Annotated in this window: 9 protein-coding genes; 2 read left to right on the forward strand and 7 right to left on the reverse strand. The window is 50.5% G+C overall.

Annotated elements, in window-relative coordinates:
* Nucleotide 1 precedes the first annotated feature (1 nt).
* The 4 genes from HMPREF0636_RS01300 to HMPREF0636_RS01315 all read right to left on the reverse strand — a co-directional run bounded on the left by HMPREF0636_RS01300 (nucleotide 2) and on the right by HMPREF0636_RS01315 (nucleotide 3,919).
* On the reverse strand, nucleotides 2-1,042 hold the full coding sequence (locus tag HMPREF0636_RS01300) for an AAA family ATPase (RefSeq protein WP_248616850.1): 1,041 nt from the start codon (nucleotides 1,040-1,042) through the stop codon (nucleotides 2-4).
* 4 nt (nucleotides 1,043-1,046) lie between these two features.
* Entirely contained in the window at nucleotides 1,047-3,140 is a 2,094-nt protein-coding gene (locus tag HMPREF0636_RS01305) for a hypothetical protein (protein WP_052328690.1), read from the reverse strand.
* Nucleotides 3,141-3,155: 15 nt separating this feature from the next.
* Nucleotides 3,156-3,515, reverse strand: coding sequence for a hypothetical protein (locus HMPREF0636_RS01310; RefSeq protein WP_155807259.1), 360 nt, complete (start codon nucleotides 3,513-3,515; stop codon nucleotides 3,156-3,158).
* An 83-nt stretch (nucleotides 3,516-3,598) separates the two neighbouring features.
* Nucleotides 3,599-3,919, reverse strand: a complete 321-nt coding sequence (locus tag HMPREF0636_RS01315) for a hypothetical protein (protein ID WP_155807260.1) — start codon at nucleotides 3,917-3,919, stop codon at nucleotides 3,599-3,601.
* Between the two features lie 176 nt (nucleotides 3,920-4,095).
* On the opposite strand from HMPREF0636_RS01315, the gene HMPREF0636_RS01320 reads away from it, so the two are divergent.
* Together HMPREF0636_RS01320 and HMPREF0636_RS01325 are read left to right on the forward strand one after the other, a co-directional pair.
* On the forward strand, nucleotides 4,096-4,578 hold the full coding sequence (locus HMPREF0636_RS01320) for a hypothetical protein (RefSeq protein ID WP_044167964.1): 483 nt from the start codon (nucleotides 4,096-4,098) through the stop codon (nucleotides 4,576-4,578).
* A gap of 709 nt (nucleotides 4,579-5,287) precedes the next feature.
* Nucleotides 5,288-7,435, forward strand: a complete 2,148-nt coding sequence (locus tag HMPREF0636_RS01325) for a hypothetical protein (protein ID WP_044167966.1) — start codon at nucleotides 5,288-5,290, stop codon at nucleotides 7,433-7,435.
* 288 nt (nucleotides 7,436-7,723) lie between these two features.
* Here the strand turns inward: HMPREF0636_RS01325 and HMPREF0636_RS01330 are convergent, their stop codons facing one another.
* The 3 genes from HMPREF0636_RS01330 to HMPREF0636_RS01340 form a co-directional block, all read right to left on the reverse strand.
* Nucleotides 7,724-9,604, reverse strand: a complete 1,881-nt coding sequence (locus HMPREF0636_RS01330) for an amidophosphoribosyltransferase (protein WP_044167969.1) — start codon at nucleotides 9,602-9,604, stop codon at nucleotides 7,724-7,726.
* Nucleotides 9,605-9,927: 323 nt separating this feature from the next.
* A complete protein-coding gene (gene yidC, locus HMPREF0636_RS01335) occupies nucleotides 9,928-11,784 on the reverse strand; it encodes a membrane protein insertase YidC (protein ID WP_044167970.1) in 1,857 nt (618 codons plus the stop codon).
* Nucleotides 11,785-11,802: 18 nt separating this feature from the next.
* On the reverse strand, nucleotides 11,803-12,153 hold the full coding sequence (locus tag HMPREF0636_RS01340) for a hypothetical protein (RefSeq protein WP_155807261.1): 351 nt from the start codon (nucleotides 12,151-12,153) through the stop codon (nucleotides 11,803-11,805).
* Nucleotides 12,154-12,186: the final 33 nt, after the last annotated feature.

Consider the following 12,186-nt stretch of genomic DNA (forward strand, 5'->3'; position numbering starts at 1 on the left):
GTTATTGAGCGTCTTCTGCTAGCTGATGCTCCCGCCAGACGGCACGCTTCACCCTACGGAGGTCACACTGCGCCTCGTCCGAAATCTTGCGCACCCTGCGGTCACCCGTGACACCATTCGCCACGCAGACCAGCGCAATGTCCTCAGGGCTGAGTGCCGAGAGCTGGACGCACTGCCGACCGATGCGGCTGTACACCTCTTCGTAGCCCTTGCGCCCCGTGCGTAAGCCCTTCTGCAGTCGCTTGTCGAGGTACTGCGTGGCGGAGAGGATGACCCCGCAGTGGTCTTCTAGCTCATTATATATAGAGATGAAGAAGTAGAGCACTTGGTCGCTCATCTTGTCCGCCTCGTCGAGGATGAGGAGGGGCTTGTCGGCTTGGCGGAGCTTGCGCACCACCGCCCCGATCTTCTCCGCTACGCTCATGCCCCGAGGGTCTAAGCCCATAGCCTCCATGACTGCTGAGAGCCAGCTCGTGCGGTTCTGGTATTCCGAGCAGGTGATGCTCACCACCTCCTTATGCGTCGTGGTATACTGCCGTATCGTAGCACTCTTGCCACAGCCTGCGCTGCCGACAATTGCCATCACTTGGCTATCGGCTTGGGCGCACTCGAGTAGCTCAGTGAGCTCCTCGTACACCGCCGTCCTTACGATCGTCCAGCCCTCACTTGAGAGCCCAATCTGCTTACTGATGTTGTGCCACATCCCTTCAGCTATCGTCTCCCAGCTCCCTGAGAGGATCTTACTGATCGTGGCGGAGCTTACGCCCTTGAGGGTGTTCGCTGCCTTGTTCTGCCCGCCCTGCTTCTGGCAATACTCACGCAAGCGGGCAGCGATGAGTTCTTGTTCCTTAATAGCCATTGTTAGTCCTGTTCTTGGTATCGTTATTTCTGTTCGTTTGCATGCACCTTCGGCACGCCTTCTTATCTCGTCCCTGTGCGCCCGCCATCCTCCTGCTTCGACATCATCGAAGGATAGATGGGAGCTTGAAACCAGCTCACTGCCCATCCAGGGGTCGAGTCCTACTTCCTTTACTTCTTCCATCTGGTTACACTCGCTCGAGAATACTTCTGCGCCGTCTTGGGGCTTCTTCCGCCGTCGTGGTCAAGTGATGCCCCTCACGCTCCATCTTGCGGTCGTAGCGGTTATCCTTGCACTGCCCCCTGCTGTCGGCGATCATCGATACCACCTCACGCCCGTAGGCTTCTTCCTCTGCGGGGGTAGTATCCTCGATGGCACGCTTCTGAGGCTTCTTCCCTCCCTTGCGGAAGGGGATCGTTGCTTGCGCCAGTAGGGACTTAGCCACCTTGCTCCCCTCTGCTACCTCCAGGGCGACAGCAGTCATAGCACGGTACTTATCATCCACCCAGTCCTCCAGCTCCCTATGATGGCTGTGCACGCGTCGTAGATGTTCCTTATCCACCTCCGTCTGGTCTTCCACCGCCATAGGCTGGATGTGCTTTTGCTCCAAGAGATACTTATACTGCCCATCCTCACTTACCGCCAGTACGGAGCTGAGGTCGCTCGGGTCATAGTACACCCGCCACTTACGATGGCTCTGCGCCTTCCACCCCAGCTCAAAGCTCTCATAGTAGCGTACCTCGCCATAGATGGTAGGGGTAAGCCCATAGATACTTTGCCCAATGAGGCGTCCTGTCGTCTCTCCCCAATGCTCGAGGTAGAGCTGTCGGTCGAGTGTGATGTCCGTCACGTCGCCATCGAAGAGCTCGAGGTATGCTGCATGCTTCTTCAGCCGCTCCTCAGCTATAATCGTGTGGATCTGCCCCTCTACTTCCTCTCGTGTCGGGGTCTGACTGCGGAGCTGGTTCAGGGCGTCCGTGTTTGTCCCCTTGCCCTTCGTGGAGGTAATGCCATAGCCCGACCAGTTCGGCAGGAGCTTGCAGTAGTTCTCATTGAGGTAGGCAAAGTAGGGCTCAATCAGCTTGGCTCGGGCGTTCTTTGCCTTCGGGGGACTGAGCTTATTACTCATCGCCTTGTAGAGGGGGGTAAGTACCGACTCCTGATAGTGGTCGTATTGGATCTCCCGTGGGTGGCACTTCACCCCGAAGAGTTCCTCCGTGTGGTGCGCTGCGCTTCTGAGGGCTTGGGCAATGAGTGCTGGACACTCCCGATCGCCTATGGCATAGCCCACGGGGTAACTGCAGGAGGCGTCGAGGATAACGACCACCACTAGGCGGCAGTCGTACGTGGTCTTCGTGCCACCCTTCTTGTCGGTCGTGGTCTTCTGGTAGTGGAGCTCCACCGTCCAGCCGTCGTGCACCCAGTAGCTCATCGAGCGGGTAGGCTTACTGCGCTTAATCGCTGTCTCTACCCTCAGGCGGTACTCCGTCCGCCCACGGCGTCCAGCGTCTAGGAGGAGATGGTTTGCCTTGGCAATCTTGCTAACGGCTGATGCCGTCAGCGTGTCCCAGCCCCGTTGCTCAGCGACTTCGTTGTATAGCCCTGCCACCTGCTTATTGTTGAGGTTGTTCTTATTGCCAAGGAGCATCAGGAGGTAGCTCGTCTGCTCGTCCGTATCCACCTTGCTGGCGTTACGGTTGTTGTAGCCCTTATGCACAAGGCTCTCCAGCCCTTCAGCTTTATAGCGTGCGTGCTTCCTCTTGAGGTTGTCCGCACTCTGGGGTAAGCGATGGGGGTACTCATCCACAGGTAGCGTGGCAATATCATCCACCATCCACTGGTAGAAATGTCCCTTACTCATCGGCTTCCTGCACGACGTCCGCCCCCGAGCACTCGTGTGTATCATCCACACCGCACTGATCGCCTCCATGATCTGCGCCTCCGCTACATACTGGTCGATCCTATCCTGCGTCAGGCAACGCCCATCAGGCAAGCGGTAAGCATGGTAGTACTTCATCGCCTCGGGGTGAGGCGTGATCTGTAGCTCAAGGAGGCTTTTCTCTCTTTCCATCGGGGGTACATCGTAACGCTTGTAACACTCGACTCTGAACCGCTCAGGTAAGCTATCAACGGAGTACATCGCTGGACGCCCCTTGCAGGCACGTACCACGGTCTTGACCTGCTTGCGCTGCGTGAGTTGCTTAAGGTTTAGTTCAGTTATGATACTACCCTCGACAAGTTCGCACCGACTAATGCAGAGTGTTCCGTTGATCCGCTCCATACTCCTTAGTGTGTCTTAGAGTTCTCGTGCCAGTTGCTGGAGTGATCGCAGACGACTTACCTCTACATTAGGGTGTATGGCACATACCTTGCCTCCCTGAAGTATCCGAGCGTCTCCAGTGACTTTGTCCAGCTCTAAGATTGCCCCATTAGCGTAGGTCTGGAGTAGTAGGTTGCCTCGATCCTCAAAGACCTCATCCTCCACTGCTATGATACAGAGCTTACCCCCTCGATCGAGGGAGATACGGCGGATACGCTCTGCAGACTCCGCCTCACTCTCATAGCGCAATGCCCTGCCGATCCATTGGGTGCTTACCCCAAATATCTGCATGAGTTCCTTCCGCAGAGTGTCGTTAATTTCGATTTGCCTTCTCATATCGCTTACGTTGTTTTTCTATGTATGCATCCAGTACTTCTTTGACAGACTGACCAGGGGCGAACCTGAGGATGATTGTACGCTTACGCTTCGTTGCCATGCGTGATACCTAGGGGTATTTGCATTTGGATGCGTGTGTAGACACCGCCTGTGCGCTCCCAGAGCCACTCCCAGATAGGCTCACCCTTGATATAGCTAGGGTGCTCTACGATCTCGTGACCGATGCGCTCAGCCAAACCTTGGAATTCCATTTCATAGAGGAGATCAAAAACGAAATCGATATTATCCAGACTACCTAGGATCTTCACCTCGTTCTTTTCCACTTGATAGGCGATGGGCGTACCCTTGCTAATTTCATCTTTGAGGATCGCTAGTAGATCCATCTCAGTGACTTTTCTTTTCATCGTTTTATCTCGTTACGTTCATTCTCTTTACTCACCTGCTCGCTTTTCGCTAACTTTGGTGGTGTGGTTTCATGTACACCATATTTGGTGTTACTTCAACCACACAGCAAAGATAGTATGAATTTCCAGAACTACAAGCTTTGGAAGTTTTAATTATTCATACCCAATAGTAGACAATGGATATCAGTATACGCCTCTTTCAAGTTATAGATGCTCTAAAGAAGGAAGGTAAGATAATAGATTATAAGTCTTTAGCGGACTCTTTGGGTATACGCAAGACAGCATTAAGTGACATAAAGCACGGGAGGAAGAAAGTCTCAGTAGACCTACTTTGTGGTATGAAGAAGGCATACAATGAGGTGAACTTAGATTTTATAGTACTTGGAATAGGTACTCCTCTTAAGTCTTATCAGATTTTGGATGAGGTAGCCGAAAAACCATCTCAAATCACCGCTCGTACAGATGATCAAATCTTAAAGGATCTAGTTGATCGGCTTGATAAAAAAGCAGAGGAAATAGGAAGGCTTAAAGCTAAAATAGACTACCAGGCAGAGGAGATAGAAAGGTTGAAATCTACGGAGGTGCGAGTGGTTAAGGTTAAAGGGGGGAGCTTTGCACCTACTGCGAACAACGATTTACCTGCAAGTGTGGAGCGATGATAGTTCACGAAAAGGGATACAGAAACTAGAAGCCTATAAATCAGATAAATATAATATTCTCATCTAACAAACTAAGTACATTATGCCCCCTTGAGTTTGAATAAAATGCCTTATTTATAGGCTTATTTGTACTCTATGCCCCCGCTCATCTTCGATTAAAAGCAGCGAAGTTGTCTACCCATTAGAGTTTTTCCCTGTCTACCCATTGTCTACCCATTGGGAGATCCATTGCATTTTTAGGGGTATTTATCGGGTCTGCTCAGAGGGGTAATTGAAGGCTCTTCGGGGGTGTTTTTAGCCCTATTCTGACCGCTCATTTACCACCTCTTAACCACTTAGCCCCTCCCCGCCCTTCACCTTCCCTCAGCCTCCCAGCGACCGCCCCGAGCTAGCTCCAACCATACCTACCCAAGCCCCCACCAAACGCCCACAATCGCCCGTAATCACGGCATTTCAGCCCTCTACCTACCGTCCACCCATCCATAACGAAAGCGAGGCTAATAGGCGGTAATTACCCACCTCTTAGCCTCGCCGATTAACGCTGATTAACGCCCGATTAAACCTACCCGTCACCCATAGCGTTTAAGACCCGTTCAAAATTAACACCAAATTAAACCGAATTAAACTTCCCAGGCGGTTTCGTTTTCCTCCAACGATCAGCATAACAATCAATATATCAAAGATATACACCGATATAGTCTAGGATGTTTTGTTTTCTCTCTCATACCAGGTTAGTGAAAGTGGACTGATTTCGTACCAAGGCAAGCCCATTAATAAGTTCTATATCGAGGGACAAGACCCCCTTGGGTTCAACTATAACCAAGCCTCTCGTAACCTGCCTGCTGAGGCCGTCGAACAAGTAGATGTCATTGAGCATAATCAGCACAAGCGTATCCTGCAAGGTAAGGTCTTTGAGGAGCATGCTGCGCTGAATATACGCCTCAACAAGAAGTACCTCTTCCGCCCTTTTGGTGAAGTCATGGGAGGAACAGGTGTCAAGCGCCCACTCTGGACGGGGAAGGCCTTCCTCATGCAAGCAGCAAAAGGAAACCAGCTCATCACAAACCTTAAAGGCAATAATGTAGGACACGATCTAGCGACTGACTTTATCGAGCATATTGATCCCTTCGAGCAGGATCACTATGAGCCTCTACCCTCTACTATCCTGCGGTCTTCAGCGAGTGTGCCCCCACTCAGCGAGTACCGCTACCTGAAGAATAGGGCTTTCAACTGGGGGCTGAATGACCTGCAGAAGCTAGGAGCGTATGGGAGTCTTCGCCTCAATGCCTTAGGCTACCACGACCATACGACCAATGAGTCTTTGCATTCGATCCATTATCAGGGGGCTACATCCTTCGATCTAAACGAAGTCTCAAGCCTTACTGCCAAGCCTAACTACTACCGAGCAGCACTTCACTACGAGCACAATGCTCCGAAGCTATTCCTCCTTGTCGATCTCCTCTATAGCTCTCAAGCCAAAACAAGCAATGAGTCACTTATCTCTAATAATCAAGCGTATCGGCTTACCCTCCGACAACGTCCACAGTGGCTACAAGCAGATCTTCAGTCGAATATCTATTGGGGTAGGACATTGATTTTGGTAAAGTCCTCCACTCGAGGCTACACAGCTCTAGAGCATCTCTCGGGATGGCAGAGTACACCAATGGGGCAGGACGGCCCCTTTACCGCTTATCGGAGGGTAAGTCAACTTGTCACAACCAATAGTGCCAAGGTTGGCTTCCCCATTGGGAAGGTTAGCCTGAATACAGGGCTGATTGCTAAGGTTGTCCTCAACAGGTATGGAGGTGAGAGGCTCCTTGCTCCTAATGATAATAGCTATAGCCACCTTGCCGTAGGGCTAAATACCTCTCTGAGCTATAGTGTGGCAGGTATTAACTTCTCCCTTTCTTCTCCGCTATATTATCAGGTTGATAGGCTCTGGGTAGGAAGCGCAAAGGATGGGCAGGCATATCTCCACCTTGCACCTAGTCTCTCACTGCGCAAGCGTTTTTCTTCTTACAGTGACTTAAATCTTTCGGCTAGTTATCAGGAGTCACCAGATGTGGATCCCTATTATAGTGATGAGCCTATTCGTCGTGGCTACCGCTCTTATTCCCAGAGTCTAGAGCATCTTTACTATCGCAAGGCTCTGAGCGTCTCTACACGGTTTACCTATCGCAATCCTATTGAGATGCTCTTCGCCTACATATGGGTGAGGTATCGTCAGACGGCACATAGTTACCTGCGTGATGTGCGCATTCGCCCTAAGGCGACACTTAGTATTCCGGTGGATACGGTCTACATGCATCGGAGCTATTCGGTGCAAGGGGTCTTGGATAAGTCTTTCCCAGAGTGGGCACTCTCCCTACATACGGAGCTAGGATACACGCATGCTCGTTACCTTGCCTCACTGGCAGAGCATGTCTACCCTGTGCGTAGTGACAACCTGCTCTCCACTCTCTCCTTACGCTGGAGCAAGCTCTCTGCCCTTTCGGCAAGTTACTCCATGGGTCTTGGAAGTCTTTGGTTTCATCGTCCTGGTGCTGAGGCACGCCCCATACTTCGTCTGGAGCAAGAACTTAAACTAACAGGCTCTTTAGGTAAGAGCTTGAGCCTCACGGCACTCCTCCAGCATACGATGAGTGAAGGCTCTATGCAGAGCTACAAGCATACGCTTTTCTGTGACCTTAAGGCTGATTGGGTCGTAAGTCGGCGCATCAAACTAGAAGGAAGCCTTACGAATATATGGAACCAGCAAGCCTACACTCTTACGACCATCTCTGCCACACACCTAGAGCACTTCTCCCTCCCTCTTCGTCCTAGAGAATTTCTCCTCTCTTGCTTTATTCGCCTTTAGCCTAAGAGTACCTTTAAATAGCGAGCTTGTGGAGGGTGAAAATGAGTTGCTATAACTCGTCAAAACGACTTACCATAACTCTCTTTCGTGACTTACCACAACTCTTTTAGACGAGTTACCATAAGTTGTCACAGTGAGTTATGGTAACTCGATACCTCTACTCTCTAGGGGAGGCGTATCTTAATGTGGAATAAGTAATTAAGCCCCTACGAGTGGATGAATACACTCGTAGGGGCTTAACCCTTCCTGTACTTAGAGGTTCGCTATGTTTAGCTTGTGCCTGCCGTACTAGCGGTGGTCTTGCTCGATATAGTCGATGAAGGCTTGATTGACAAGATGCGAGCCTCCTGGGGTTGGATAGTCGCCACTGAAGTACCAATCCCCGGGATGATGTGGAATTGCCCGACGAAGACCCTCTAAGCTCTGGAATACTAGTTCTACTTCGGCTCTTATACCTTCGGGGCGAAGTAGCTCGACCATCTTTGAGGCAATCTCCTCGGCAGAGAAGGGGGCATAGATGGCTTTGACCACGTTCTCGACCGACTCGGTCGTAGGGCGTTGGCGGAGAGCAAGCGCTCGTTGATACTGCTCCTCTAGCAGGGATTGCATCCCACGCTCCTTGATAAGAGCAATAGCTGCACGGAAGGCGATGAACTCACGCATCTTGCTCATGTCGATACCGTAGTAATCAGGATAACGTACCTGTGGACAGCTTGAGACAATGACTATCTTCTTTGGTCCGAGGCGGTCGAGTATGCCGATGATGCTTTGGCGTAGGGTCGTACCTCGTACGATGCTGTCATCGATGACCACGAGATTGTCAACGCCTGGGGTGACCGTCCCGTAGGTGATGTCGTAGACGTGAGCTGCCAGCTCGTTGCGACTCTTGCCCTCAGAGATGAAGGTGCGGAGCTTGATGTCTTTGATGGCGACCTTTTCTGTGCGGATACGCTGGGTGAGGATGTGGTGAAGGGCTTCCTCTGAGAGGTTAGGGCTGGAGGTAATCTGTCGGAGCTTCTGCTCTGTGAGGTGGCTATCTAGCCCCTCAATCATGCCATAATAGGCTACCTCTGCTGTGTTGGGGATGAAGGAAAAGACGCTGTGCTCAAGGTCTCCACCGACGGAGCGCAGGATGGCAGGTGTGAGCTGCTTGCCGAGTGCTTTACGCTCGAGGTAGATGTCTTCGTCACTGCCTCGGGAGAAATAAATTCGTTCGAAGCTACATGCTTTATTTTCATGAGGCTCGATGATCTGCTCTGTATGTACTTCGGCTGACCGACTTACGAGAAGAGCCTCACCAGGACGAAGCTCTGAGACTTGGTCACTTGGGATATTCATCACCGTCTGGATGACAGGACGCTCAGAGGCTAAGACCACGATTTCGTCATCGATATAGTAAAAGGCGGGTCGGATGCCCCACGGATCACGCATGGCGTAGCTCTCTCCACTCCCCGTTTCCCCACACATGACGAAGCCTCCGTCCCAGAGCGGGGCACACTGGCGTAGGACATTCGCTAGGTTCATGCGCTCCTCGATATAGTGTGTGATGTCCATTCCCTCTAGGCCGTGCTGGTGACTCTCGATGAAGAGACGCTCGACCTCTCTATCCAGCCGATGACCAAGCTGCTCCAGTAGGATGTGCATATCGGAGACATGGCGTGGATGCTGGCCAACGGAGGTGATAGCCTCGAAGACGCGAGAGACATTAGTGAGATTAAAGTTCCCACAGATGGAGAGACATTTCGCACGCCAATTGCTTCGACGGATCATGGGGTGCACGAAGGTTAGGCCACTCTTGCCTGTCGTGCTGTATCGAAGGTGTCCCATGAGGCACGAGCCCGCAAAAGGAAGGTTGCGCTCAGCGTAGTCTGCATCGTTGAGGAGTGCCTGAGGAATATCTGCAAACTGGGCATGCACGGCATTAAATATCTCTTGGATGGCAGATGCACCCTCGGCACGTTCACGGAAGAGGTATTCGTCGCCAGGCTGACTATTAAGTTTAACGACAGCCAGCCCTGCACCTTCTTGCCCGCGGTTGTGCTGTTTCTCCATGAGGAGGTAGAGCTTGTTTAGTCCATACATCCACGTGCCATACTTCTCTTGGTAGTAGGAGAGGGGCTTACGCAGGCGTATCATGGCGACGCCACATTCGTGCTTTAGAGGTTCCATTGAGTAGGTGAATGGGGATAAAAACAGAAGGGTGAATTGGGAGGAATAGGAGAGGAGTTGTTTGTGTAGGGATTATCCTAGAGGGTAGGGACAAGGGAGCGTAATATTATTCCCAACGAAGGGTATATACCCTCTGAAGGGAACATATGTGTCCTTTAATAAAGGAGCCGTTTTGCTCATATTTGAGATGCAAAGCACCTTGCTAGTAGAGTCTGGGAAATCCTGCTTGTAGGATAGTAGGAAAGGAAGAAAAGATGCGCATGTTTCTAGTGAAAGATGCGCATCTTTGATTCAGGTTGGATTAGTACACAGAGGAGTGAAGACTAGCGTTTTCCCTTCTTCTGCGCCTTACGCTGCTGCTCCTGCTGGAGGCGCTGAGCTTCCTCCAGACGTTGCATCCACTTGGACTTCTTGCGAGGCTTCTTCTTGTTTTCCTCGAGCTCGGCAAGGAGCTTGCCCTCATTGAGCGTCCAGCGGAAGGCAAAGTACTGCAGTATAGTGATGAGCGTAGAGACGAAGTAGTAATAGCTCAGCCCAGAAGCATTCTGGTTGAACATGAAGAAGAACATGATGGACATGATATAGGGCATCATCTTCATACCAGCCATTCCCTCGCCTGCACTTGGCGTTTGCCCCATCGTGTAGCGTGTGTAGAGGACGTTTGTCACCGTCATCAACACACAGAAGAGGCTGAGGTGATTGCCGAGGAAGGAAGAGATAAGGGGGATGTTGAAGTCCCACGAGATGATGGCGTCATAGGTAGAGAGGTCATCTGCCCATAGGAAGCCCTGACCACGAAGTAAGATCGAGGTCGGGAAGTACATATACAGAGCAATAAGGAATGGCATCTGAAGAAGCATCGGTAGACAGCCACTCATGGGACTAGCACCAGCAGAGCGATAGAGGTTCATCGTCTCAGTCTGTCGCTTCATCATTGCTTCTTGCTCCTTGCCAGGGTATTTAGCATTGATCTCCTCGATTTGTGGTTTTAGGACACGCATCTTCGCCTGAGAGAGGTAACTCTTGTAGGTGAAGGGCCAGAGGAGCATCTTAATGATGAGAGTCATCAGCAGGATGATGATCCCCCAGTTGGAGATGAAGCCAGAGAGGAAGGTGACAATCGGGATGATTAGATACTTATTAATCCATCGGAAGACACTCATGCCGAGGTAGACGAGATGGTCAAGGTGGAGTGCATCGTCATCACTGAGCCCTTCATCATAGCCCTTGAGGAGGTCATAATCATTGGGACCAAAGAAGAAGGTAAAGGGAATCGAGAGCTTATCCTCCTTGATTGACATGGGGAAGGTGCCACGGAATGCACACTGACGAACATAGCCACTCCCTTCCTTCTCTGCCTTGAGCTCAATCTTGTTGTCCTTGAAGCCTGTGGCTCTGTTGATGAGAACGGAGCTGAAGTACTTGTCCTTGAAGGCCACCCATTGCAGTGTTTCCTTAATATCTTCGTCTGCCTCACTCCCTGTCTCTAGACGCTCGACATCTCCCTTAGGGAAGTGGTAGTAGATACCACTATATTGTCCCTCAAACTTCCAGGACTGCTCCTGTTGAGGTATGCGCTGTGTCCACTCAATGTCTTGCAGTGTTGTGTTGATTGGGAGGATTCGACTGAGCTTATTCCCTTCGATTGTTAGCGAGAGACGGTAATCATCAGCACCGAGGTGATAGATGAAGTCAAGATAGCTTAGAGAGTCAATCGTCATACGAAGCACCGCAGTGGTATCGCTGTGGCTGGTGACCTCGAAGTAGGCGTCTGCTGTGTTGATAATTGTATTCTCTAGTGTGCGTAGAGGGAGATTGAAGCGTGCATCCCCCTTGCGGAAGAGGTGGACGGGCTTCTTTGTCTGATCCATGTAGTCTGCCAGCACGGCCTCGAAGGGGGTAGCACCGTGGTTGGAGAGTTTGAGGGCAAGCTTCTTGTTCTTCAGTACCACTGTCTGCTCGGGCTTTGGCTGTAGGTAGGCTGGTTGCTCAGGGTAGTCAATGATACAACCATCTTCCCCTGTCTCTGCAGTAGGAGGGGTTGGTTTTGCCTGAGCTATGGTCTGCGTTGTGTCAGCAGTAGGGACAGCCTGAGGCTGAGGACCTGACTGCTGAAAGAGCGTGAAGCCAATGAGGACAGCCCCGATGAGTAGGGCACCAATAAGTGTATTTTTATCCACGATAGTTTATAGTCGTTATTATTGTATATTCCATTCTTTTATGTTAAGAATATCAAGAAGCATTTCAAAATACATTCTATCGACTTTTTCTGATGCTTCTTTTAAACTATAAGCATAAGATTTTTTATCTAAATACCCCACAGGAGGGGTGATTTCATAAATGTCATCACTGTTTTTAAATACATAAAAGAAGCCATAAAAACCCTCTGAAGAATAGAAGTTTTTCATATAATCATGGGGTCTTAGTTCTATTTTTCTGCTTTCTAGAAATTCTAGTATGATTTCTTTCTTTGTGCCTTCGTTTATTTTATCTTTTCCTATATTAAACTTAGGAAGAGTAATCCAAAAACCTAATATAGTTAATATCATAGTTGTTATTATTATAACAACATTGTTCTGTAG

Origin of the sequence: Porphyromonas catoniae ATCC 51270, assembly GCF_000565015.1 — a bacterium.
In the GTDB taxonomy this organism is placed as follows: Bacteria; Bacteroidota; Bacteroidia; order Bacteroidales; family Porphyromonadaceae; genus Porphyromonas; species Porphyromonas catoniae.

Excerpts from the sequence above, each read along its gene's own strand:
- HMPREF0636_RS01300 (WP_248616850.1), bottom strand. The coding sequence starts at position 1,042 with ATGGAAGAAGTAAAGGAAGTAGGACTCGACCCCTGGATGGGCAGTGAG.
- HMPREF0636_RS01305 (WP_052328690.1), bottom strand. The coding sequence starts at position 3,140 with ATGGAGCGGATCAACGGAACACTCTGCATTAGTCGGTGCGAACTTGTC.
- HMPREF0636_RS01310 (WP_155807259.1), bottom strand. The coding sequence starts at position 3,515 with ATGAGAAGGCAAATCGAAATTAACGACACTCTGCGGAAGGAACTCATG.
- HMPREF0636_RS01315 (WP_155807260.1), bottom strand. The coding sequence starts at position 3,919 with ATGAAAAGAAAAGTCACTGAGATGGATCTACTAGCGATCCTCAAAGAT.
- HMPREF0636_RS01320 (WP_044167964.1), top strand. The coding sequence starts at position 4,096 with ATGGATATCAGTATACGCCTCTTTCAAGTTATAGATGCTCTAAAGAAG.
- HMPREF0636_RS01330 (WP_044167969.1), bottom strand. The coding sequence starts at position 9,604 with ATGGAACCTCTAAAGCACGAATGTGGCGTCGCCATGATACGCCTGCGT.
- HMPREF0636_RS01340 (WP_155807261.1), bottom strand. The coding sequence starts at position 12,153 with ATGATATTAACTATATTAGGTTTTTGGATTACTCTTCCTAAGTTTAAT.